The organism is Streptomyces sp. MGP-BFMKR1 (genome assembly GCF_057766585.1).
In genome coordinates, this window is the sequence record NZ_CM173408.1 from 2,352,845 (window position 1) to 2,374,687 (window position 21,843).

20 protein-coding genes are annotated in these 21,843 nt (G+C 73.3%); 7 read left to right on the forward strand and 13 right to left on the reverse strand.

The genetic code is table 11. The features are described 5' to 3' along the window. Nucleotides 1-115: 115 nt before the first annotated feature. Nucleotides 116-1,105, forward strand: coding sequence for a LysR family transcriptional regulator (locus tag AC3CHW_RS08685; protein ID WP_381166407.1), 990 nt, complete (start codon nt 116-118; stop codon nt 1,103-1,105). Here the strand turns inward: AC3CHW_RS08685 and AC3CHW_RS08690 are convergent. The 7 genes from AC3CHW_RS08690 to AC3CHW_RS08720 form a co-directional block, all read right to left on the reverse strand. Continuing rightward, a complete protein-coding gene (locus AC3CHW_RS08690) occupies nt 1,027-2,190 on the reverse strand; it encodes a LysR family transcriptional regulator (protein WP_488470068.1) in 1,164 nt (387 codons plus the stop codon). The two genes, AC3CHW_RS08685 and AC3CHW_RS08690, sit on opposite strands and share 79 nt — an antisense overlap. A gap of 358 nt (nt 2,191-2,548) precedes the next feature. Continuing rightward, entirely contained in the window at nt 2,549-3,565 is a 1,017-nt protein-coding gene (gene trxB / locus AC3CHW_RS08695; RefSeq protein WP_488470069.1) for a thioredoxin-disulfide reductase, read from the reverse strand. Further along, nucleotides 3,565-4,860, reverse strand: a complete 1,296-nt coding sequence (locus AC3CHW_RS08700; RefSeq protein ID WP_488470070.1) for a S8 family peptidase — start codon at nt 4,858-4,860, stop codon at nt 3,565-3,567. The genes trxB and AC3CHW_RS08700 overlap by 1 nt, the downstream gene beginning before the upstream one ends. Nucleotides 4,861-5,139: 279 nt before the next feature. Then, a complete protein-coding gene (locus tag AC3CHW_RS08705; protein ID WP_176164246.1) occupies nt 5,140-5,580 on the reverse strand; it encodes a thioredoxin family protein in 441 nt (146 codons plus the stop codon). A gap of 210 nt (nt 5,581-5,790) precedes the next feature. Further along, entirely contained in the window at nt 5,791-6,144 is a 354-nt protein-coding gene (locus tag AC3CHW_RS08710) for a rhodanese-like domain-containing protein (RefSeq protein ID WP_176164245.1), read from the reverse strand. Between the two features lies 1 nt (nt 6,145). Further along, nucleotides 6,146-7,492, reverse strand: coding sequence for a purine-cytosine permease family protein (locus tag AC3CHW_RS08715; RefSeq protein WP_187061317.1), 1,347 nt, complete (start codon nt 7,490-7,492; stop codon nt 6,146-6,148). Continuing rightward, nucleotides 7,492-8,202, reverse strand: a complete 711-nt coding sequence (locus AC3CHW_RS08720) for a tRNA-dependent cyclodipeptide synthase (protein ID WP_176164243.1) — start codon at nt 8,200-8,202, stop codon at nt 7,492-7,494. Before AC3CHW_RS08720 ends, AC3CHW_RS08715 begins: the two co-directional genes overlap by 1 nt. Before the next feature lie 357 nt (nt 8,203-8,559). Here AC3CHW_RS08720 and AC3CHW_RS08725 point away from each other — a divergent pair, with 357 nt between their 5' ends. From AC3CHW_RS08725 to AC3CHW_RS08740, 4 genes are all read left to right on the forward strand, one after another. After that, complete coding sequence (locus tag AC3CHW_RS08725; protein WP_488470071.1) at nt 8,560-9,588, forward strand: LysR family transcriptional regulator; 1,029 nt, start codon at nt 8,560-8,562, stop codon at nt 9,586-9,588. Then, a complete protein-coding gene (locus AC3CHW_RS08730; RefSeq protein ID WP_488470072.1) occupies nt 9,569-10,489 on the forward strand; it encodes a LysR family transcriptional regulator in 921 nt (306 codons plus the stop codon). Before AC3CHW_RS08725 ends, AC3CHW_RS08730 begins: the two co-directional genes overlap by 20 nt. Before the next feature lie 145 nt (nt 10,490-10,634). Continuing rightward, nucleotides 10,635-11,189: a glycoside hydrolase family 25 protein gene (locus AC3CHW_RS08735; protein WP_488470073.1), complete on the forward strand. Its 555-nt coding sequence runs from the start codon at nt 10,635-10,637 to the stop codon at nt 11,187-11,189. 144 nt (nt 11,190-11,333) lie between these two features. Next, the gene (locus AC3CHW_RS08740) at nt 11,334-11,642 is read left to right on the forward strand and encodes a hypothetical protein (protein ID WP_176164239.1); all 309 of its coding nucleotides are present in this window, start codon (nt 11,334-11,336) and stop codon (nt 11,640-11,642) included. A 138-nt stretch (nt 11,643-11,780) separates the two neighbouring features. Here the strand turns inward: AC3CHW_RS08740 and AC3CHW_RS08745 are convergent, their stop codons facing one another. The 6 genes from AC3CHW_RS08745 to AC3CHW_RS08770 all read right to left on the reverse strand — a co-directional run bounded on the left by AC3CHW_RS08745 (nt 11,781) and on the right by AC3CHW_RS08770 (nt 17,333). Continuing rightward, a complete protein-coding gene (locus AC3CHW_RS08745; RefSeq protein WP_176164238.1) occupies nt 11,781-11,993 on the reverse strand; it encodes an EF-hand domain-containing protein in 213 nt (70 codons plus the stop codon). 85 nt (nt 11,994-12,078) lie between these two features. Continuing rightward, complete coding sequence (locus AC3CHW_RS08750; RefSeq protein WP_187064483.1) at nt 12,079-12,702, reverse strand: N-acetylmuramoyl-L-alanine amidase; 624 nt, start codon at nt 12,700-12,702, stop codon at nt 12,079-12,081. Between the two features lie 623 nt (nt 12,703-13,325). After that, entirely contained in the window at nt 13,326-13,829 is a 504-nt protein-coding gene (locus tag AC3CHW_RS08755) for an ATP-binding protein (protein WP_176164236.1), read from the reverse strand. A gap of 280 nt (nt 13,830-14,109) precedes the next feature. Then, nucleotides 14,110-14,883: an enoyl-CoA hydratase/isomerase family protein gene (locus AC3CHW_RS08760; RefSeq protein WP_176164235.1), complete on the reverse strand. Its 774-nt coding sequence runs from the start codon at nt 14,881-14,883 to the stop codon at nt 14,110-14,112. Between the two features lie 105 nt (nt 14,884-14,988). Continuing rightward, the gene (locus AC3CHW_RS08765) at nt 14,989-16,167 is read right to left on the reverse strand and encodes a L,D-transpeptidase (protein WP_488471006.1); all 1,179 of its coding nucleotides are present in this window, start codon (nt 16,165-16,167) and stop codon (nt 14,989-14,991) included. 944 nt (nt 16,168-17,111) lie between these two features. Then, the gene (locus tag AC3CHW_RS08770; protein ID WP_381162524.1) at nt 17,112-17,333 is read right to left on the reverse strand and encodes a hypothetical protein; all 222 of its coding nucleotides are present in this window, start codon (nt 17,331-17,333) and stop codon (nt 17,112-17,114) included. 498 nt (nt 17,334-17,831) lie between these two features. Here AC3CHW_RS08770 and AC3CHW_RS08775 point away from each other — a divergent pair, with 498 nt between their 5' ends. After that, nucleotides 17,832-19,775: an ABC transporter ATP-binding protein gene (locus AC3CHW_RS08775; RefSeq protein ID WP_488470074.1), complete on the forward strand. Its 1,944-nt coding sequence runs from the start codon at nt 17,832-17,834 to the stop codon at nt 19,773-19,775. After that, the gene (locus AC3CHW_RS08780) at nt 19,772-21,793 is read left to right on the forward strand and encodes an ABC transporter ATP-binding protein (protein WP_488470075.1); all 2,022 of its coding nucleotides are present in this window, start codon (nt 19,772-19,774) and stop codon (nt 21,791-21,793) included. Before AC3CHW_RS08775 ends, AC3CHW_RS08780 begins: the two co-directional genes overlap by 4 nt. Nucleotides 21,794-21,843: the final 50 nt, after the last annotated feature.

Below are 21,843 nucleotides of genomic sequence, written 5' to 3' on the forward strand. Positions count from 1 at the left end.
TCATCGCCGAGCCGGCGGGGACCGCCCCGGGAGGCCGGACGGGGGACGGGACGTGGCGTGACTCCGTGCGGACCGTGAACTTCCGTAACGATGCCCCGTTGCATAGAGTCCGCCCATGGAACTGGAGTTCCGGCACTTGCGGGTGGTGCGGGCCATCGCGGACCACGGGACCCTGACGGCCGCGGCGGCCGAACTGGGCATGACCCAGCCGTCGGTGACCGAGGCCCTGCGGCGCGCCGAACGGATCACGGGCGCGCCCCTGTTCCGTCGCGACGCGCACGGCGCGGTGCCGACCCCGCTCGGCGAGTTGCTCGCCGCGCACGCGGGCACGGTGCTCACCGCGATGGACCGGCTGGCCGCCGCCACCGCCCGGCACCAGGCGGGCACCCTGCCGTCGTCGGTGCGGTTCGGCTGCACCCCGGGTCTGTTGGTGGCGCATCTGACGGTGCTGGCGCCGCAGGTGCTCGGCACCGAGGTCGAGGCGCGCACGGGGCCCGATCCGGCGGTGCAGCTCGCCCTGTTGGCCGACCGGCGCGTCGAGGCGGCTCTGATCGCGGGCAACCCGGGGCCTCGGGCGCCCGCGGGGACGGGCATCGAGTGCGCGGTGGTCTCCGTCGAGCCGTTGTTCGTCGCCGTGGCCAGTGGGCACCGGCTGGCCGGCGAGGTGGAGATCGAGTTGGCCGAGTTGGCCGGGGAGACCTGGTGCGTGGCCGACGGCCCGCGCAGCGAGGGCGTGCGCCACCTGGAGCAGTGCTGCCGGGAGGCCGGGTTCACGCCGTGCGTCCGGCAGGCCGACTACACCTCGGCGTTCCAGCTCGCCGAACTCGCCCAGGCGGTGCTGCCCATGATGCCGGGCAACCGGCCGCGCACGGGGCTGACCCTGGTGCCGCTGCGCGGCTCCCCGCTGTGGCAGCGCACCAGTCTGTTCTGGCACGCCGACGGGCCGCTGCGCAGGTCCCTGGTCGAGGGGGTATGGCGGGAGCTGGTGCGGGCGCAGCACGAGATCGTCGAGCGGACGCCGGTGTATCAGGCGTGGCTGGAGCGCCATCCGGAGTGGGGGACGACGCCCCCGCGGATGGTGGCGGAGTACGCGCCGGGGGCGTAGGGCACGGGCGGGTGACCCACGCAGGCGGGCCCGGCGGCCGGGGGCGACGCGCGGTGGTCCGCCGCCGGTGGCGGGTCGGGGGCCGGCCCCGGGGCCGCGTCGGGTGGCGGGGCGGACTCGGGCGAGCCGAGCCAGCCCGGGTTCCGGTCCCACCAGCCGGGGACGCGGCCCATGGGGCCGACCATGGAGCGGTAGGCGGCGGCGAGGCCGTCGCGGACGCGGCCGGCCACGGCGGCGTCGATCGGGCCGTCCTTCGACCACAGCAGGACGTGGCGCACCCGCACCGGGGCCCCGCGGACCGAGAGCACCGTGCCGATCAGCGGCAGGCCGGTGTCCAGGGCCTGCGCGGGCACGGCGACGGGGTCGCCACGGCGCAGCAACTGGCTGATGACCAGCGGCTCGTACGCCCGCACGGTGATGGGTCCGATGCCGGCCAGCTCGCACTGGTTGGCCAGGTGGCGGTCGAACTCGTCGTCGCCGTTGACCGCGAGCAGCCAGGTGGAGCCGGCGAGTTCGGACAGTTCCACCTCGTCCCGGCCGGCCAACGGGTGATCAGTCGCGAGCATGACAAACATGGGTTCGGGGCCGACGACCGTACGCTCGATGCCGGCCGGCAGGACGGGCTCCCGGCCGGGGAAGTCCACGTGCAGGGCCAGGTCGACGGTGCCGTCGGCGAGCGCGGCGAGCACCGTCGCCTGCCGGTCCACCACCGCCAGGTCCACCACGTCGTCGGGACACACCTCGCCGACGACGTCGCCGAGGCGGGCGGCCAGCGGCGTCTGGCGGACGGCGAGCCGCAGCGTGCGCGAGCCGGCGCGGTTGCGGAAGTGGCGTACGGCGCGGTCGAGTTCCTCCAGCGCGCCGAGCACGTCGCGCACGTGCGGCAGCAGTACGTCGCCGAGCGGCGTGGGCCGCGCGCCGTGCCGGCCGCGGTCGAAGAGGGTGCCGCCGACGGCGCTCTCGATCCGCCGCACCTGTGCCGTCAGCGCCGGCTGCGACACGCCCAGGTTCGCCGCCGCCTTGGTGACGCTGCCCGCCGCCTCGATCGCCGCGACGAACCGCAGGTGTCGCACCTCCAGGTCCATTCGGCAGAGTATGACCGACCGGATTCCCGAAGCCCAGACTCTCGACGGCGACCGTCACACACCCCGGGTCAGCGCCGGCCCACCGCCGGCCCACCACGCGCCACCCGCTCCCCGTTCCGGGCACGGGGCGGCGTCGGTGCACGGGGTGCGCGCCGGCGTACGGGACCCCGCCGGCGTACGGGGCCACGTCGGCATACCGGGCCCACGTCCGCGTACGGCGCCCTCGTCCGCGTGCGGCGCCCGCACCCGTCCCCCGCGCGCCCGCGCGGGAGACGGGTGCGGCCCCGTACCAGCGCACCCGGGCCCCGGCCCCGTGTTCGAGGCCGGGGCCCGGGGCGCCCTCGTCGCGGCGCCGACGCTAGGAGACCGCCCGCTGTGGCACGGCGGGGGCCTCCTGGTCCGCTCGGGCCGCCCGCGCCTCCTCGCCCGCGCGCCGCACGTCCGCCAACGACGCCAGGTAGCGCTCGGCGTCCAGGGCCGCGGCGCAGCCGGTGCCGGCCGCGGTGATGGCCTGCCGGTAGGTGTGGTCGACCACGTCGCCGGCGGCGAAGACGCCGGGCACGTTGGTCTGCGTGGAGGGCGCCAGGACGCGCAGGTAGCCGGCCGCGTCGCGGTCGAGTTGGCCGGCGAACAGGTCGCTGCGCGGATCGTGGCCGATCGCGATGAAGAGACCGGTCACCGCGAGCGGTCGGGTGGCGCCGGTGGGCCGGTCGCGCAGGGTCACGCCGCTCAGCCGCGCGTCGCCGTGCAGGGCGACCACCTCGCTGTCGTACGCGAAGCTGATCTTGTCGTCGGCGAACGCCCTGGCCTGCATCACCTTGGACGCGCGCAGCGTCTGCCGGCGGTGCACGACCGTGACGGAGCGGGCGTAGCGGGAGAGGAAGGTGGCCTCCTCGAGGGCGGTGTCGCCGCCGCCGACCACCGCGAGGTCCTGCCCCTTGAAGAAGAACCCGTCGCAGGTCGCGCACCAGGACACGCCCCGGCCCGCGAGCTGTTCCTCGCGCGGCAGGCCGAGCTTGCGGTAGCCGGAGCCGGTGGCGACGATCACGGTGCGGGCGCGGTGGGTGGCGCCCCGGTCGTCGGTGACCTCCTTGACGGGGCCGGCGAGGTCGACGGAGGCCACCTCCCGGTCCACGAGTTCGGCCCCGAACCGCGCGGCCTGGGCGCGCATGTCGGCCATCAGGTCGGGGCCCTGGACGCCCGCCGGGAAGCCGGGGTAGTTCTCCACCTCGGTGGTGGTCATCAGGGCGCCGCCGACGTAGAGCGCGCCGCAGAAGACCAGTGGTCGCAGGCTGGCGCGCGCGGTGTAGAGGGCGGCGGTGTAGCCGGCCGGGCCCGAGCCGATGACGATCGTGTCCCGCACGGGGCCGCCCATCACCGCTGCCCCGTCCGGGTCTCGGCCGCGCCGGCGCGGTCGGCGGGCGCGGGGCCGCGGCCGGTCGCGGCGTCGGTGGGTCCGACGTAGGCCAGCAGGTTCCGGGTGTCGGCGCCCGGGTCCTGGACGCGGTCCGGGGTCGCCGCGCGGGCCAGCGCGGCGTCGAGGTCGGTGGCCGAGGTGTCGGGGTGGTCGTGGAGGTAGGTGGCCGCGACGCCGGCGACCTGGGCCGCGCTGGCCGAGGTGCCGCTGAGCCGGGTGTAGTACCGGTCGCCGAGGCCGCTGGCGACGGGTATGCCGGCGCCCGGCGCGAAGAGGTGCACGCAGGAGCCGGTGTTGGCGGCGGCCATGCGGCGGTCGGCCTGGTCCGTCGCGGAGACCGTGAGCGCGGTGGTCTGGCGGCCCGGCGTCGCGTCGCAGGCGTCGATGGGCTGGCCGTCCGCGTCGCCGTTGCCGGCGGGCGCGGTGTAGGCGATGCCCTGGTCCGCCATCTCGTAGAGCTGGAGGTCGAGTACGGAGCCGGGTTCGCCGGAGAAGCCGAGGCTGGCCAGCGCGGGCTTGGGGGCGTGCGCGCTGATCCAGTCGACGGCCGAGACCAGGTGTTCCAGGCGCCCCGTGCCGTCGCAGCCCAGCGCGCGCACGGACGCGATCCGGGCCTGCTTCGCCACTCCGGTGCGCGCGCCCGCGACGAGCGACGCGGTGGCGGTGCCGTGGCCGTGGCAGTCGGTGGCCCATCCGCCGGCGCGGTCCCGGATCGCGTCGTAGGCGGCGGTGACCCGGCCGCGCAACTCCTCGTGGCTGCCGCGCACGCCGGTGTCCACGACGTACACGGGCACGTTCGGCGCGCTGTTGGGGGCGGTGTACGTGCCGTCCAGCGGCAGGTCGCGCTGGTCCATGCGGTCCAGGCCCCAGGGCGCGACCCGGCCGCGGTGCGGGCGGGTGTCGAGGGCGCCGGCGACGCGGTAGGCGCGGTCGCGGGTGACCGAGCCGACGCGGGTGTCCTTGAGGTACGCGCCCACCTGGGCCTCGGTCAGGGTGACCGAGAAGCCCTGGAGCGCGGCGTGGTACGTGCGGCGCAGTTGACCGCCGGCGTCGGCGACGAGCCGCTCGGCCGCCGCGCGGACCGCCTCCGGTGTCGCGTCGGTGCGCAGGAGGTGCACTACGTACACGCCGGTGTCACCGGCGCGCGCGGGCGTGTCGGCGCCGGCGGCGGGCGCCGGCCCGATCAGCGGCAGCACCAGGGCACAGGCGGCGGCTGCCATCACCGCCGAACGCGGGAGCGTCTTCTTCGTCATGGTGAACCTCTCGTCGCGCGGGGGGCTTTGGGGGGTTGGGGAACGGGGCCCGGCGCCGGTCGGGGCGGGCGCCGGGCCCCGGTCGTGGGCCCGGGCCCGCCCGCGTGGGGGCGCGGGCGGGCCCGGACCGGTCAGGGGCCGGGCCGTGCGGCACGGCGCGGGCCCGGTCGGGCCTGGAGTGGCGGTCTCAGGCCATGGGGTGGGGGAAGCGTCCGGGTTGTGCGCGCGGGGTGCCGGGCCGCCGGCGCGCGCGGCGGGGCGGCCCGGCACGTGGCGCCGTTACAGGTTGTTCAGCCAGGTGCGCAGGGCCTGCGGCCCGTCGTAGCCGACCATGCGGCTGCCGGCCTCCTGTCCGTTCTGGACGTTGATCAGCGTGGGGAGGCCCCGCACGCCGTACTTCTGCAGGATCGCGCGGTTGGCGTCCGCGTCCACCCGGGCCCACACCCAGGAACCGTTGTCCGCGGTGTTGTACTGCTGGAGGTAGGGCTTCATCTTCTGGCACCAGTGGCACCAGGACGCGGTGAAGTTGAGCACCACCGGGCGGGTGGCGGACATCCGCATGACCTGCTCGTAGTTGGCGGCCGTCACGTCGACGACGGAGGGCTCCGCCGTGACCTGCCGGGCGGCGCCGTGCGGGGCCGGGGACGCGGCGGCCGGCAGCGCGGCCCCCATCAGGAGCGCGGCCACGGCCGTCGCGATGACGGTTGACTTACGGAGCATGGGGTTCGTCCTCTCGTTGTGGTGCGGTGATGTGCCGTGTGAGCCGGGCGGGCCGGGCCTGGGGGTGCGCCGGCGGCGCCCGTCGTGCCGCCCCGCGGTGTCGCGATCGCGGATGGTGCGGTCGCGGCGCGGCGCGGCCGTGGCGAGGGCGTCGGTGCGGTGCGGCGCCCTCGCGCTGCCGCGTTGGCCGCGCTGCCGCGGGGCGCGGGGTCAGGCGGCGGCCGATTCCGTCGGCAGTTCGCCGCTGACCCAGTCCTCGATTCCCTCCCGGTACTTGCGCACGTTCGCGTAGCCGAGCTCCACGAGCCGGGCCCCCACGAGTTCGCTGTTGCGGCAGGGCACGTTCGCGCAGTAGACGACCAGCGGTACGCCGGGGTCCGGGAGCAGTCGCGGCGCGAGTTCCTCGGTGAATCGGGCGGCTTCCTCGTAGGGGAATCCGGGGATGTTGACCGCGCCGGGCAGGTGTTCGCGCGCGTAGTAGTCGGCGGGCATCGTGTCGATCACAACGACCGCATTGGCCGCGATTTCCTTGCGGAGCTGTTCCCTTGTGATCAGTGGCAGCACATCAACCTCCGGATTGTGTCGTGTTGACCTCGGCCAGCGGCGGCGGGGAATGGTCAACGGGGGGCGTGCGCCGGGGCGCGGTGAGCTTTCCGACGACGGAGTACAGAAGCAGTGCGGTGACGACCGCGTTGACGGCGGGAATTCCGCTCTCCAGGTATTCGCCGACCAGGGCGCCGGCCGCCCAGCACACCAGGGAGAGCGGCATCCAGTCGGCCCCGCCGGCGGGCAGCGTTCCGCTCTCGCGGGCCCGGTCGAGTTCGGCGCGGAAGCGGCGCACGACGAAGTACTCGGCGATGATGACGCCGGCCACCGGCGGTGCCAGGACGCCGATGGTTTCCAGGAAGTCGGTGAAGTTGTCCACGATGCCGACGGCGGACAGGGCGGTGCCGGCGGCCCCGATGACGAGCGTGACCGCGCGTCTGCTGACCCGTCGGCCGCACAGCACGTCGATGGAGTTCACCAGGCCGAGCGAGGACGAGTAGAGGTTCCAGTCGTTGATCTTCAGGATCGCGGTGGCCAGCACGAGCGTGCCGAGGACACCGGAGGACGAGGTGATGATGCCGACGATGTCCGAGGTCCTGGCGGCGTGCGCGAGGAGCACCGCGGTGAGCCCGATCAGGTACTCCCCCAGCGTCACGCTGATCAGCGTCTGCTTGACGACGTCCGAGGGGCGCCGGTTGAACCGCGTCATGTCCGGCGTCATGAGCGCGCCCAGGATGAAGGCGCCGGAGACCAACGTGGTGCCCTCCGCGAGCGACATGGCGGGCCCGGCCGGCGCGGAGGTCATGAGGTCGCCGACGGAGTGCTCGGAGAGCGCGTCGACGATGGAGTAGCCGGCCAGGACGAGGAAGGCGGGCACGGTCAGGTAGGCCGTCCAGGCCATCACGGTGAATCCGTACACCGTGATCGCCGTGATGACCGCGCCGCCGATCAGCGCCCACACCCATTCCGGAGTTCCGCCGGCGAGATCGTGCATTCCCTGGGCGAAGACCCCGTTCTGCACGCCGAACCAACCGGCGAGGCTCAACGCGATCAACAGGCCCACCAGTGCCGAGCCCTTGCGCCCGAATCCGGACCAGCGGGCGAGCAGCGAGACCGACAATCCCTCGCGTACGCCGGCTATGCCGAGCAGGATCGTGATGATCTCCAGCAGGACCGAGCCGACGGTGATGGCGATGACGGCGTCGGTGAAGTCCATTCCGAAACCGAGGACGGCGCCCACCAGAAACTGTTGGAAAGAGGAGACCTGACCGAATCGCTGGACCGCGACGGATATCCAGGAATGCCGGGCCTCGTCCGGCACGCGGGTCAGCGCGTAATCGTCGAGCCGGTCCGCTTCGGCGGCCATCAGCCGCCCACTCCGATAAGGGAGAGGTCCGGCGTGTTGTCGTCCTTTTCCCGTACGACGAGGAAACCCTGTCCCGGGGCGGGCCGCCAGGGCAGTTCTCCGGCGTAGAACTTCTCCAGGAACGCGACCCGCTGGTGGTAGACGAACAGCGAGGGCCCGGCGCCGCAGATTCCGCCGGAGTCGGCGAACAGCGGGAGTTCGGCGATGAAGTAGCGCACGGCGAGCAGCGACTGCTCGTCGGTGGGCGTGTCCCCGGGCGGCAGCTTGCGGTCGAGCACCCAGTGCGTGGCCTCCAGGCAGGCCGCCCGGAACGCGGCGTCCCGCTCGAAGAGCGTGCCCGCCTCCTCGACCAGTTCGCGGTAGCGCGGGTGTTCCGCCAGCCGCGCCATGCCCAGGATCAGCCGCTCCGGCTCCGGCACGTCGAGCGCGCGCAGCGCCGCGGCCACCTTGTTGTGCGCGTACTGGCCCTGCCGGCTGGCCTTGTGCCGGGCCCGGCCCGGGGAGTAGCCGAGGGCCTCCAGGGTGTACGCGGCGACCGCGTCCGGGATGAAGAAATGGCACTGTTCGAACCGAGTTAACGCCCATTTCGCCAGTGCCGTCAGCCGCTCCGTGTTGAAATAGCTATTGAAGGGGCTGACTCCGATACACACGTGCGAGACGGTCGGCAGCAGGGCGCCACACCGCTCGGTAAGTGGTTCAGAGTTGAACATGTCTCGACCTCGCCAACGACTCGTATGACCTGCTCCGCGCACGGCCACGGTGGGGCCGTTCCGGGATGAGACCGCCAGCAGGATCTTCACGCTTCACCGAATGCCCGGGTAGTGTCAGCGGGCTATGCCCTGCGCGCATACCTCGACGCGTCGATAAAATGCTGCGCGCGTAGCGCAAAAAGGTACGGACCAAAAACCGCAATGGGGCCACAGGTCGGAGCGCGACCGGCGGGCAAACGGCACAAACACCCGCTCCACGGCGCGCCGGGGAAGGCCGCGACAGAGGAAAGTCCGGCGTTCACGAATTGCCCTTCCTGACTCTGGCGTTCAGGACTCGCGCGGCATATCTTCGTGGCCATGGAGTTGCAGCTTCGCCATTTGCGCAATCTCTGTGCCGTAGCGACCGCGGGCAGCCTCAACAAAGCGGCGGCAGAACTCGGATTGCCACAGCCCGCACTCAGCCGACAGGTCCGCCGTCTGGAGAGCCTGCTCGGCGGCGCCCTGTTCCAACGCGACACCTACGGCGTCCGGCTCACCCCGCTCGGCGAGAGCGTGCTCGGCCACGCCGAGACCATCGTCCGGCGCTTCGACGAACTCGACGCCCAACTCCACGCCCACCGACAACACCAGCGGCGCACGCTGCGCGTCGGCTGGGACGCGGGCCCGCTGTCCGAGGCGCTGCTCAACTGCCTGTGGCAACTGCGCCCCGAGGGACAACTGCGCATCGTGACCGTCGACTCCTCGTCCGAGCTGAACGCCCTGCTGCGCGCGGGCGAGGTGGACATCGGGCTGTTCAGCATGAGCACCGAGGTCGAACAGCCCGCCACCGACGGGCTCGTGCTGGCCCCGGTGGCCGAGACCGCCGTCTTCCTCGCGCTGGCCGAGGACCACCCGCTGGCCCGCGTCCCGGCGCTGCGCATGGCCGACCTCGCCTCCGAGGAGTGGATCTCCGTACTCGGCCCGGACGGCTGCCAGGAGGCGCTGCGCAGGCTGTGCGGCCCCTTCGGCTTCGAGCCGCGGATCAGCTACGACGTGCCGGTGTCGGGCCCGCGCTGCGACGTCATCCGGCACCAGGGCTGCGTGGCCCTCACCCAGCAGATCCGCCCGGTCGCGCCGGGCACCGTCCACCGCCGGGTCATCGACCTGCCCTCGCGCATGCGGCACTGGCTCGCCACGCTGCCCGGCAACCCGGCGGCCGTCCTGCTGCCGCCGCTCGCACGTCTCCTGGCCGTGGCGCACGACGAGTTGGTGCGCGAGCGCGGCGCCAGTGGCCGCGGCGCCACCGTGCCCACCACACCGATCGGCCACCACGCCCCGATCGCCGCGCCCCGCACATCCTCAGGCCGCCCCGGCACGTCTGTTGGTCATGACGCTGGAAATCCATGACCTGCGCGTCCTGCGCGCCATCGCCACCGCGGGCAGCCTGGCCGGCGCGGCCCGCGCCCTCGGCACCCACCAGGCGAGCGTCAGCCGCAGGCTCCAGCGCATCGAACGCAGCGCCGGGGTCACGCTGTTCTGCCGCGGCCCGCGCGGGACGACGCCCACCGCGGCGGGGCGGCTCGTGCTCGGCGGCGCCGACACGCTGCTCCCGCTGGTCGACTGGCTGCTGGACGCCGCGGCCGAGCGCGCCACCCCCTGGCCGGGCCCGGGCGGCCCGGCCGACACGGTGCGCGTCGGCGCCGTCGGCCACCCCGCGCTGCCCGCCCTCGTGAGCGCCCTGTACGCGCTGCTGCCCGGCGCCCCGCTCGACGTGCGCACCGAGGAGTCCAGCGCCGCCCTCCTGGACCTGCTGCGCGCCCAGAAGGTGGAACTCGCCCTCGTACGGCACTTCCCCTGCCTGGACGGGCCGCCGCCCGCCGACGTCGAGAGCGCCGTCATCGCCCACGAGAGGCTGCTTGTCGGCCTCGGCGAGGGACACCCGCTCGCCGACCGGCGCTCGGTGACCCTGCGCGACCTCGCGCCCCACACGTGCGTCCTGGTCGACTCGCACCACGGCACGCTGCGCCGCCGGCTGCTGGGCGCCGTCGGGCACAGCGGCGTCGACCTGCGCCTGTCCCGCGCCACCGACGGGGCCGTGGCCGCGGCGATGGTGCGCGCCGCCAGCGCGGCGGTGCCCGCCTTCCCGGTCCCCGCGCCGCTGCCCGGCGTGGTCTTCCTGCCGCTGGACGACGACGCGGCGCGCTACACGCTCCTGCTGGCCTGGGCGCGCGGGGGCAAACTGGCCGCGCACGGGCGCCAACTGGCGGAGCGGGCGCGCCGCGCGTATCCGCCGGCTCCCACTCGCTGACCGCGCCCGCCGGGCAACCGCCACCATTGGACGTCCGTGAGCGGTTCCGTACCGTCCGTTACCGGGAACAAGAAGAACAAGCCACCCCCCACTTTCCCCCCCACGCCCCACCTCCTATCCCCCCATCACCTCGGGAGGCAGCACGATGCTGCGCGGAATCGACGTCAGCTCGCACCAGTCGAGCGATTTCAGCACCGAGGGGCTCTCGTTCGTCTTCGTCAAGGCGACCGAGGGCCGCTCCTACATCAACCCCAAGCAGTCGGCGCAGGCCAGCCGCGCCCGCAACGCCGGCTGCGTCGTCGGCTTCTACCACTTCCTGTGGCCGGGCAACCTCACCGCCCAGGCCGAGTACTTCGTCGAGAAGTGCGCGTCCAGGAAGGACGACCTGCTCGCCGTCGACTGGGAGAACACCAGCAAGGGCACGCACGCCAGCAACGCCGAGAAGGACAGGTTCATCCGCGAGGTCAAGCGGCTGCGCCCGGGCCACCGGGTGCTGCTGTACTGCAACCGCACGTTCTGGCTCAACCACGACACCACCTCGTACGCGGGCGACGGCCTGTGGATAGCCGACTACGTGACGGCCGGGAAGCCCCGCATCAAGGCCAGGTGGCGCATCCACCAGTACACCGACCGGCCGCTGGACAAGAACGTGGCCGACTTCGGGAGCGAGGCGGCCCTGCGCGACTGGGCCACCTCCTAGCCCCGACCTCGCCCACCGTCCCGGCGGCCTGACAGCCCGGTGATCCGGTGATCCGGCGGCCCGCGAGCCGGCCAGCCACGGCGAACGGCCAGGTCACGGGCGGTGTCCGCGGGCGTTGTCAGAGGGAGCGCTTAGGCTCCCCGTATGAGTTACGCAGATGTACGCGAGCTCCAGAGCGCGCTCACCACGGCTTCGGACATCGCCTTCTCGCTGGGATCGGAGCCGTCCGCCCTGGAGACCGACCAGCTCACGGACGCGCTGCGGCGCGCGCTGGCCGCGGCCGGCGCGCTCGGGGCCGGGCACGGCAGCACGGGCTGCGCGGAGCACCCGCGCGGCGCCACGGACCCGCTGTACGGGGACAAGGACGACCCGCTGCCGCCGGGTTGGGGCCGCTGCCTGCTGTGCAACGACCGACGCCGGCGCGCCAGCGCGCAACGGCGCGGCGGGCGCTGAGCCCCACCGCGCCGGGCCCGACCGCGCCGCGCTCCCCCGCGAGGTGGCGCGGGCGCGTCGGGCCCAGGACGCCGGAAGCCCCCGGGAGCGACGCGCGGGGCGCCGGTCCACGGGGGCTCCGGGCAGTTCGACAGGCCGTCAGCGGTTCTGGATCGCCCAGAACTCGTCGAAGGAGAGCTTGCCGTCCTGGTTGCCGTCGGCCGACTTGATGATGGCCTCCGCGACGGACTCCGTGACGAACGGGTCCCCCAGTTGGGCCATCACGCTCTTGTACTCGGACGCGGAGATGTATCCGTCCTTGTCCAGGTCGTACCGCTCAAACGCCGTGCGCGCCGCCTCGATGTCCGCCACCTGGGCCGCCCCTTTTCGTGTGGTTGCTTTTGACCAGCACACATTAGCGACCCCTCGGCGTGGCGCCGTAGCCAACCGGCACTCCTCAGCGCAGCGACGCCTTGACCAGCCTGAGGTAGCGCGCCCAGTCCCAGTGCCGGCCCGGGTCGGTGTGCGTCGCGCCGGGCACCTCGTTGTGTCCGATGATGTGCTGACGGTCCACCGGCAGCCCGTATCGGTCGCAGAGCGAGGCGGTCAGCGCGGCCGATGACCGGTAGAGCGCGTCGGTGAAGTACTCGGGCTTGTCCACCCAGCCCTCGTGCTCGATGCCGACGCTGCGCGTGTTGTAGTTCCAGTTCCCCGCGTGCCAGCCGATGTCCCGCTCCCGCACGCACTGCCCGACGAGGCCGTCCGCCGAACGCACCACGTAGTGCGCCGAGACCTGCTTCGCGGGGTTCTGGAAGATGTCGATGGTGTCCTTGAACGTCTCCTGCGTCACGTGGATCACGACGAAGTCGATCGGATACGCGTCGGGCCGGTTGGAGGCGGTGAAGTTCTCGCCGCTCGCGGGCGCCCAGCGGGCCCCCGGGTAGTCGACGTCACCGGCCCGCCAGTCCGGTCTGGCCGCGGCCAGCGGGGCGGCGGCGCTCACCAGCCCGAGGGCGGTGGCACCGAGCAGGGCGCCGCGCAACACGTTGCGGCGGGAGGCGTGGGGGGCGTGGTCTTCCATGGGGTCTCCCGAGTCCGTGGTTCGGTGGGGCACCGTCGGCGCGGGTTCGGCCGCCGGGGCGTGCGGTGCGCGCGTCCGTGCGTGGGGCGGACCACGCGCGCGGTGCGGGGGAATGACGTGCAACGGAAGGCAGGGACATGACACTTCCCCACATCGTGAAGGGTCGCGGGGACGCTGCCAAGACGACCGGCCGCACAGCCGACGTACGGCCGGCAAAGAAAGTTCCCGACGCCTTGTCCAGACCCTTGAAAGCATCTGAGGGTCGCATGTATTCCTTACATATTTTTGACATTCACCCGCTGCTTACAAGGCACGTGGCGCAGTTCACCTTAATTTGACATCTAAAATGTCGCATTTGTGCGCCTACACCCCTCATGCCGCTTTGAAAGCCTCGCACCCTGTCTGCGATAGTCGAAGCAGCGACCCCCATTGACCCGGGCCAGGTCGTCGAGCAACGCCACGGCCACACCCCCTCGCGCCGTGGCGACAGCGATACGAAGAGGCCCCCGCCCGTCCCAGGACGCGGCGGGGGCCTCTTCGCTGCGGGGGCCTCTTCGCCGCGGGACCTCCTCGCCGCCGTCCGAGGCCGCGCCGCTGCCGCCCGGTCCGCCGCCGAGGTGGGGTCACCGCTCGGGCGCGCGCATCTCGAACCACGTCGTCTTGCCGCACGGCAGCAGGTCCACGCCCCAGCGGTCGGAGAGCTTGTCCACGAGGAAGAGGCCGCGCCCGCTGACGTCCAGCTCGTGCACCGGCATCAGACACGGCAGCCCGCGCGAGGGGTCGCGGACCTCGACCCTGATCCAGCCGCGCCGGCGCAGCAGGCGCAGCCCGAAGGCGCGGGCGCCGGTGTGCCGCACGGCGTTGCCGACGAGTTCGGAGACGAGGAGCACCGCGTGCTCGGCCATCTGGGGGCCGAGGCCCCACTGACGGAGCACCACGTTCTGCGTCAGCCGGCGGGCGGCGGCGGCCGACTCGGGGCGGGAGAGCAGCCGCACCTCCGCCGCGGCGGGGTTGCCATAGAGGTCGAGCGCCTTCGTGGCGAGTTCATCGTCAATGGTCGTCACCCAGCGCGCGGGAGCGGATTCGGCTTCCCGGCGCGACTGGTCCATTCCCTCCAAGCCCGCCATGCCCCCATCATGGCCGCCGAGCGGGCGCCTCGGGGCGGAACCGTGGGATTCGGCGCGCCCGTACGCAACGCCACACAACTCCGCCACGACATATGCCAAAGGCACGTACAACCGTTCGATTGCGCACCTGACCTGCCGTGACGTCACGCATGCAGGTGATGACGTTGCGTGCGACGGCGCGTGCGCGCCAGCGCGGCCACACGCGCTCGCACGCCCATGATTCGCCCACACGGGGCACGGGGCCCGCCGTCGGCGGGCCCCGTGGACAACTCGCCCGGGATCAGCGGAACTTGGCCTTGCCCGGACCCTCCTCCACGAAGCTGCGCATGCCGATCTCCCGGTCCTCGGTCGCGAACAGCCCGGCGAACCAGCCGCGCTCGATGGTCAGGCCGGTGTCGATGTCGGTCTCCAGGCCGGCGTCCACCGACTCCTTGGCCGCGCGCAGCGCGATCGCCGGACCCTGCGCGAGCCGCGCCGCCCAGGCGTGCGCCTGCGCGTAGACCTCGTCGGCGGGCACGACCCGGTCGACGAGGCCGAGGGACAGCGCCTCGTCGGCCTTCACCATGCGGCCGGTGAAGATCAGGTCCTTGGCCTTGGACGGGCCGATCAGGCGCGGCAGCCGCTGGGTGCCGCCCGCGCCGGGGATCACGCCGAGCAGGATCTCGGGCTGGCCCAGCTTGGCGTTGTCGGCGGCGATGCGGTAGTCGGCGCAGAGCGCGAGCTCACAGCCGCCGCCGAGCGCGTACCCGGTCACGGCGGCCACCACGGGCTTGGGGATGCGGGCCACGGCCGTGAACGCGTCCTGCAGGCCGCGGGCCCGCGCCACCATCGCGGCGTGGTCCATGACCTGCATCTCCTTGATGTCCGCCCCCGCGGCGAACACCTTCTCGCCGCCCCACAGGACGACCGAGCGCACGTCCGCGCGGCCGGAGACCTCGGCGGCGAGCTCGCCCAGCCGGTCCTGCAGGGCGACGTCCAGCGCGTTCATCGGCGGGCGGTCCAGGCGGATGACGCCGACGCCGTCGGCGACCTCAAGGTGCACAGTCTCAGTCATGAGCGCAGGTTAGCGCCCGCTAACAGGGCGACGGGAGGCCACCCGGCGCAGATCACAGCCGGGTGGCCGGCCGGGCCCCGCGGCCGAGCACGGGGCCACGGGCGCTCACTGCTTGGCGGTCCACTCCGACCAGGGCATGTTCCAGCCGCTGAAGCCGTTGTCGGGCTTGATGGTCTCGTCCTGCGAGTTCTTGACCACGACCACGTCGCCGACCTGCGAGTTACGGAAGAACCAGGCGCCCGGCGTGGAGCTGTCACCGCCGCCGCGCTGGTCGAAGAGGCCGATGCAGCCGTGGCTCGCGTTGACCGAACCGAAGGTCGGCCGGCCGGACCAGTAGTTGCCGTGGATGAAGGTGCCCGAGGTCGACAGGCGCATCGCGTGCGGCACGTCCTTGATGTCGTACTCGCCCCCGAAACCGACCGTCTCGCCGTTCATCCGGGTCACGGTGTGCTTCTCGCTGACCACCATCGTGCCGTTGTACGTCTCGGTGCCCGGCGCTCCGGCGGTGATCGGGAGGGTCTTGATGACCTTGCCGTCCCGCTCGACCGTCATCTGCTTGGTCTTCGCGTCCACGGTGCTGACCTGGCTGCGCCCCACCGTGAACTTCACGGTCTTGGCCTGCGTGCCGTAGACCCCGCGGGTGCCCTCGACGCCGTCGAGCCGCAGGTTGAGCGTGACCCTGGTGCCCGCGGCCCAGTACTTCTCGGGGCGGAAGTCGAGGCGCTGGTTGCCGAACCAGTGGCCCTCGATCGGCACGGCCGGCTGCGCGGTGACGCTGATGGCGCGCTCCACGGCCGCCCGGTTGGTGATCGCGCGGCTGAAGTTGAGCGAGACCGGCATGCCGACGCCGACCGTGTCCCCGTTCTCGGGGGTGAAGTGGCCGACGAAGGTGTCCTTGGGGACCAGCGTGGTGAACGTCGCGTGCTTGGCCGACTCGCGGCCCTCGCCGTCCTTGGCGACGGCGTCCACCGTGTACTTGGTGGAGGCGCCCAGGTGGCCGGTCGGCCGCCAGCTCGCCCCGTTGTCGGTGATCTTGCCAGCGACAACGTTGCCCTTGCTGTCCGCCACCTTGACCGAGCTGAGCTTGCCCTTGTCGGCGGTGACCTTCAGGACGCCGCTGGTACCGACGTCGACGGCGCCGTCGCGCGGGGCGATGGAGACCACGGCCCGCGACGCCTTGTTGTCGCCGCCCTTGTCCTGGCCCTTGTCACCGTCGTCACCCGAGTCACCGCCACCGCACGCGGACACCAGCAGCACCGTCGTCCCCAGCAGCACCCCGAGCAACCCCCGGCGCCGTCGCGCCCCGGCTATGCCCCGCACGTTCACCACGGTCGTCTCCCCTCAAACGGCCGCGCCCCGCGGCTCCCCCATCGTGCGAACACCTGCACGCATGGCGATAGATAACCACAACGTATGGAAAGTGGACTGACTGCGAATGTCACCGTTCCGTTCCAAGTCAGACGGGGAACGCGGGCCCCGGCCAGCATGGCGAGCCGCCGGTCCACCAACGGTCACGGCGCTCGCGCGCCGCGCGGCGGGCAGGCCAACCGGCGTACGGGGGGACGGGGTTCCGGCGGCGTCAACACAGCGCGACGGGCCGGCCGCGGGTAGCGGCCGGCCCGTCGCGTGAGCGAGGTCACGGGCGTTCGTCTCCGCACGCGCGGGGACGACCCACTCCCGACGGACCCGCTACGGAAGGGGCCGGCCGGCGGGGCGGGGACGCGTGGGGAGGCGGCACCCGGGTGCGGCAGGGGAGCACGGCGCGCGAACGCGGGCCGAGCCGGTCGCCGGGGCCGGTGGTCACCGGGGCCGGGCGAGGGTGCTCGGGTACGCCCTCGCCCCGCGGGTTGGGATGCGGCCGGGGCGTTCGCTCGGCGCGCTTTCGGCCGGCACTCGGTGAGTGCCGGCCGCGTCAGTCGAGTTCGGCGACGGGGGCGGCCAGCGCCCGGCGGGCGCCGCCGCCGTCGCTCGTGCCGAGCTAGGCGGCGGTGGAACGCGCGGCGCGCGGGCCGGCGGCGGGTCGCTGCGCGTCCTCGTCCGGGGCGGTGTCGTCTTCCCCGAAGTCCGCGGCCTGGAAGGGGTTGGTCGCTGGAGACGGCGATGCTGTGGCGGAACGGCGGGGCTGCCCTTCCGGAGCGGAGAACAGCGGCGTCGGTTCGATGAGAGGTCTCCCTATGGGTTACAGGCCCCCTGCGGGGCCTGGCGTGCCGCGAGCGGGCACGGCGGTGCTACAGCTTGGTCATCTTGGCGTACGGGCTCAGGATCCGCATCTGCGCCGGACCGAAGTCCACGAGCACGGCGATTCCCTCCTCGACGCCGATGACCCGGCCGAGGCCGTACATGTCGTGGGTGACCTGGTCACCCACGGCGAAGTGCTTGGGCCCGGGGACGACCGGGGCTTTGAAGGGGCTGGTAGGCAAACGACGCTTCGGAGCAGCAGGCTTTGTCATTAACCTCAGTATGCGCCTCCGCGCGCCCCGTTCGCAGGGGTCGGCGGCACGGAACCGGGCGGCGGCCCCCCATTTCCGCGTTCGACACGCAGATCTTGGCGGTTCGTACCACTGCCCCGGGGCCCGCGCGCTGCTGACCGTGACGGTACGCCGACGCTGGGTGCCCCCGGCGTCGGCGGTCGGCCCCGCTCGGCCCCGTCGGCGGCGCGCGCTCCCTTCGTCCGTCGCGCGGGCGGCTCGTCGGCGCGCGGCCCGGTCGCCCACGGCTCGGGGCGGGCGCGCCGCGCGGGGGGTTGCGCGCCGGCGGCGCCGGCGGGGCGTCCCGCCGTTCGCGGTGCGCCCGTCGCGCCTCGGGGCGGATGGGGTGCCGGCGGATGCTCCCTGACCGCGGCGTGGGGTGTCGTACGAGGTCACGGGGGTGCGCGGGGCGCGGGTCCGGCGATGTAGGCCAAAAAATCCAGTGAGCGATGTCAGTGGTGAACCGTAGTCTCGCCCCTGATGGCTGCGACAGGTGAAGCGACGACGACGGAGCGGGAGTCGCCCTCCCCGGGGGGCGCCCGCGAGGACGCGGGACCGGCGAAGGGTCGGTCGACCGTGCGCTCGTTGCTGCGGCTGTGGCCGTACGTACGGCCGATCCGTGGGCGTCTGATCAGCGCGGCGCTGGTGGCGATCGTCGCCTCCTGTATGAGCCTGGTCATCCCGATCACGCTGAAGTGGATCGTGGACGGGCCGGTGGCCGACCGGGACCCGAGCGGCGCGTGGCTCGGCGGCGCGCTGCTGCTCGTGATCGGCGTGGCCGAGGCCGCGCTGTTCGGCATTCGGCGCTGGTTGGTGGCCCGGCCGCTGGCCTCGGTGGAGGCGGCGATGCGGGCCGACCTGTACCGGCACCTGCAGCGGCTGCCGGTCTCCTTCCACGACCGCTGGGCCTCGGGTCAGCTCCTGTCGCGGGCCACCACCGACCTGCAGCTCGTGCGCCTGTTCCTGGCCTTCCCGCTCACCTTCCTGGTGGTCAACGGCGCCACGATCCTGATCGGGTTCGCCATCCTGCTGGCGCAGGACTGGCACCTCGGGCTGGTCCTGATGGTGCCCGCGGTGCCGATGATGATCCTGTGCTCGTACTTCGAGAAGCGGTACTCGCTGGCGGCGCGCAAGGCCCAGGACCAGATCGGCGACCTGACCACGCTCGTGGAGGAGAGCGTCCTCGGCATCCGCATCGTCAAGGGCTTCGGGCAACACCGGGGCCAGGCGCGGGCGTTCCGCGCGCTGGGGATGCGGCTGCGGGAGACGGAGCTGCGCAAGGGCAGCCTGCTGGCCAGCCTGTGGGCGCTGATCATGACGCTGCCCGAGCTGGCGCTCGGCGCGGCCCTGGTGCTCGGCACGGTGCAGGTCGCCGACGGTGACCTCTCGGCGGGCACCCTGGTGGCGTTCCTGTCCATCGCCCTCGCGCTGCGCTGGCCGGTGGAGTCGATCGGCTTCCTGATCGCGGTGAGCAACGACACGGCGACGGCGACGGACCGCTACTTCGAGGTGATGGACGCGCCGGAGGCCGACGCCTCCCCCGCGGACGCCCCGTCGGAGGCCGCCGGGACGGCGCCGCGCGATCCGGTGGCCGCGGGCCCGCCCGCGGCGCCCGCCGCCGCGACGGGCGCGACGCCCGCGTCGGCGTCGGCTGACCACTCCGGGCGGGCGGACCCCGCCCATGACGGGCTGCGGTTCGTGGACGTCTCCTTCCGGTACCCCGACGCGCCCCCCGACTCCCCGCCGCTGCTGCGCGGCGTCAACCTGCACATCCGGTCCGGCGAGACGATGGCCCTGGTCGGGACGACCGGCAGCGGCAAGACGACGCTGACCGCGCTGGTGCCCCGGCTCCTGGAGCACACCGAGGGCCGCATCACCGTGGACGGCGTGGACATCACCACCCTGTCCCGGAGCGAGTTGCGCGCCCTGGTCGCCGTGGCGTTCGAGGAGCCGACGCTGTTCTCGGCGACGGCCGGCGAGAACGTGCTGATGGGGGCGGCCGACGCCGGGCCGCGCGAGTTGGAGCGGGCTCTGGAGGTGGCGCAGGCGGGGTTCGTCCACGCGCTGCCCCGGGGCGTCGACACGCAGGTCGGCGAGCAGGGGCTCAGCCTGTCGGGCGGCCAGCGGCAGCGGCTCGCGCTGGCCCGCGCCGTCGTCGGCAACCCGCGCTTCCTGATCCTGGACGACCCGCTCTCCGCGCTGGATGTGCACACCGAGGCGCTGGTGGAGGCGGCGCTGCGACAGGTTCTCGCCAAGACCACCGCCCTGGTCGTCGCGCACCGCCCCTCCACGGTGCTGCTCGCCGACCGGGTCGCCCTGCTGTCCCACGGCCGCGTCAGCGCCGTGGGCACCCACCACGAACTGCTGCGTACGAACGCCGAGTACGCGGCACTGATGTCCGGCGAGGGGAGCGACCAGTCATGACCACGAGCGTCTCCAGCGAGCCCGTCGCCAGCGGTCACACCGACGGCAGCGGTCCCGGTGACGGCCCCGGGCAGGGCGACGGGCCGTCCGGACCGGGCGGCGGGAGCGGCCGGGGCACCGGCGGCGACGGCGGTACGGGAGGCGGCGGTACGGGAGGTGACGGCGGCAGCGGCGACGGTGCGGGCCCGAGCACACCCGGCGCCGGGGACCCGTTCGACCGGGACGACCTGCCCACCCCCAAGGGCGCCTCGCGCACGCTGCTGCGCACCCTGCTCGCGCCGCTGCGTCGCCATGTGTGGCTGGCGGCCGTGCTGATCCTGCTCCAGCAGGCCACCGTGCAGGCCGGCCCGCTGCTGGTCGCGTACGCGATCGACACCGCCGTGCCCGCCTTCCGCTCCGACGACAACGGGCCGCTGATCGCCGTGGCCGTGGCGTACCTGGGCAGCGCGCTGCTGGCCGGCCTGTTGCAGTACGCGTTCGTGCGCGTGTCGGCCTACGTGAGCCAGGGCGTGCTGCTCGACCTGCGGGGCCGGATCTTCCGGCACGGGCAGGCGCTGAGCGTGGACTTCCACGAGCGCTACACCTCGGGTCGGCTGATCGCCCGCTCCACCTCCGACGTCGAGTCGCTGCGCGAGCTGCTCACCGAGGGTCTGGAGGAGCTGCTCGGTGTCTTCCTCTCCGTCATCTACATCTCCTTCCTCCTGCTCTACCTGGACTGGGGCCTGGGCGCCGCGGCCATCGCCTCGTTCGCCCCGCTGATCCTGCTCGTGCGGCTGTTCCAGCGGCGCTCCCGGCGCGTGTACGCCGAGCGCTCGACGGCGACGGCGGCGTTCATCGTCAAGTTCACCGAGACGATGAACGGCATCCGCCCGGTGCAGGCGTTCCGCCGCGAGCGGGCGAACGAGCGGGACTTCGGCAAGCTCAACGCGAGCCACGAGCGGGTCAACGGCACCGCCATGCTGGAGATGGCCCGGTACGTGGTCGGCTCGCGCCTGGTGGCGAACTTCGCGGTGGCCGCGATCGTGACGTGGGGCGCCTACCGGGTGGCCTCGGGCGGCCTTGAGCTGGGCGTGTTGGCGGCGGCGGCGCTCTATCTACGCCGGCTCTACGACCCGATCGACCGGCTCGGGATGTTCCTCAACGCCTACCAGTCCGCCGCCGCCTCGCTGGACAAGATCGCCGGGTTGCTGGCCCAGCGCCCGTCGGTGCCCGAGGCGGCGGACCCCAAGCCGCTGCCGGAGCGGCCGGCCGGGCGGCCCGGCCGGGAGGTCGTCTTCGACGGGGTGCGGTTCGCGTACCGCACGGGCGGCGAGGTGCTGCCGCGTTTCGACCTGACGCTGCCCGCCGGGCAGACGGTCGCGGTGGTCGGGGCGACCGGTGCCGGCAAGTCGACGCTGGCCAAGCTGCTGGCCCGGTTCTACGACCCGCCGCCGGTGCCGGCCGGCGAGCGCGACAACGGGCGTGTCCTGCTCGACGGCGTGGACCTGCGCGAGCTGGCCACGTCCGACCTGCGCCGGGGGGTGGTGATGGTCACACAGGAGGCGTTCCTGTTCTCCGGCACCGTGGCCGACAACATCGCCATCGGCCGGCCGGACGCCACCCGGGAGGACATCGAGCGGGCCGCCAAGGCCATCGGCGCGCACGACTTCATCGCCGCGCTGCCGGACGGGTACGACACGGATGTCCGCAAGCGGGGCGGGCGAATATCGGCCGGTCAGCGGCAACTCGTGGCCTTCGCCCGGGCGCTGCTCGCCGACCCCGGCGTGCTCATCCTGGACGAGGCGACCTCCTCGCTCGACATCCCGGGCGAGCGGGCCGTGCAGCGGGCGATGGACACGGTGCTGCGGGGTCGTACGGCCGTCGTCATCGCGCACCGGCTGTCCACGGTGGAGATCGCCGACCGGGTGCTGGTGATGGCCGGGGGCCGCATCGTCGAGGACGGCCCGCCGTCGGAGCTGATCGCCGGCCGGGGCCGCTTCGCCGACCTGCACCAGGCGTGGCGGGACAGCCTGGTCTAGGCCGGGCGCCGCCCGCCCCGGTCGGGGGTCGGGCGCGCTGGGGCACCGCC

Bases quoted from the DNA above. Each gene is read 5' to 3' on its own strand.
- AC3CHW_RS08720 (WP_176164243.1), bottom strand. From the start codon at position 8,202: ATGTTCAACTCTGAACCACTTACCGAGCGGTGTGGCGCCCTGCTGCCG.
- AC3CHW_RS08715 (WP_187061317.1), bottom strand. From the start codon at position 7,492: ATGGCCGCCGAAGCGGACCGGCTCGACGATTACGCGCTGACCCGCGTG.
- trxB (WP_488470069.1), bottom strand. From the start codon at position 3,565: ATGGGCGGCCCCGTGCGGGACACGATCGTCATCGGCTCGGGCCCGGCC.
- AC3CHW_RS08775 (WP_488470074.1), top strand. From the start codon at position 17,832: ATGGCTGCGACAGGTGAAGCGACGACGACGGAGCGGGAGTCGCCCTCC.
- AC3CHW_RS08730 (WP_488470072.1), top strand. From the start codon at position 9,569: ATGACGCTGGAAATCCATGACCTGCGCGTCCTGCGCGCCATCGCCACC.
- AC3CHW_RS08690 (WP_488470068.1), bottom strand. From the start codon at position 2,190: ATGGACCTGGAGGTGCGACACCTGCGGTTCGTCGCGGCGATCGAGGCG.
- AC3CHW_RS08780 (WP_488470075.1), top strand. From the start codon at position 19,772: ATGACCACGAGCGTCTCCAGCGAGCCCGTCGCCAGCGGTCACACCGAC.
- AC3CHW_RS08750 (WP_187064483.1), bottom strand. From the start codon at position 12,702: ATGGAAGACCACGCCCCCCACGCCTCCCGCCGCAACGTGTTGCGCGGC.
- AC3CHW_RS08725 (WP_488470071.1), top strand. From the start codon at position 8,560: ATGGAGTTGCAGCTTCGCCATTTGCGCAATCTCTGTGCCGTAGCGACC.
- AC3CHW_RS08760 (WP_176164235.1), bottom strand. From the start codon at position 14,883: ATGACTGAGACTGTGCACCTTGAGGTCGCCGACGGCGTCGGCGTCATC.
- AC3CHW_RS08770 (WP_381162524.1), bottom strand. From the start codon at position 17,333: ATGACAAAGCCTGCTGCTCCGAAGCGTCGTTTGCCTACCAGCCCCTTC.
- AC3CHW_RS08740 (WP_176164239.1), top strand. From the start codon at position 11,334: ATGAGTTACGCAGATGTACGCGAGCTCCAGAGCGCGCTCACCACGGCT.
- AC3CHW_RS08700 (WP_488470070.1), bottom strand. From the start codon at position 4,860: ATGACGAAGAAGACGCTCCCGCGTTCGGCGGTGATGGCAGCCGCCGCC.
- AC3CHW_RS08735 (WP_488470073.1), top strand. From the start codon at position 10,635: ATGCTGCGCGGAATCGACGTCAGCTCGCACCAGTCGAGCGATTTCAGC.
- AC3CHW_RS08685 (WP_381166407.1), top strand. From the start codon at position 116: ATGGAACTGGAGTTCCGGCACTTGCGGGTGGTGCGGGCCATCGCGGAC.
- AC3CHW_RS08755 (WP_176164236.1), bottom strand. From the start codon at position 13,829: ATGGCGGGCTTGGAGGGAATGGACCAGTCGCGCCGGGAAGCCGAATCC.
- AC3CHW_RS08705 (WP_176164246.1), bottom strand. From the start codon at position 5,580: ATGCTCCGTAAGTCAACCGTCATCGCGACGGCCGTGGCCGCGCTCCTG.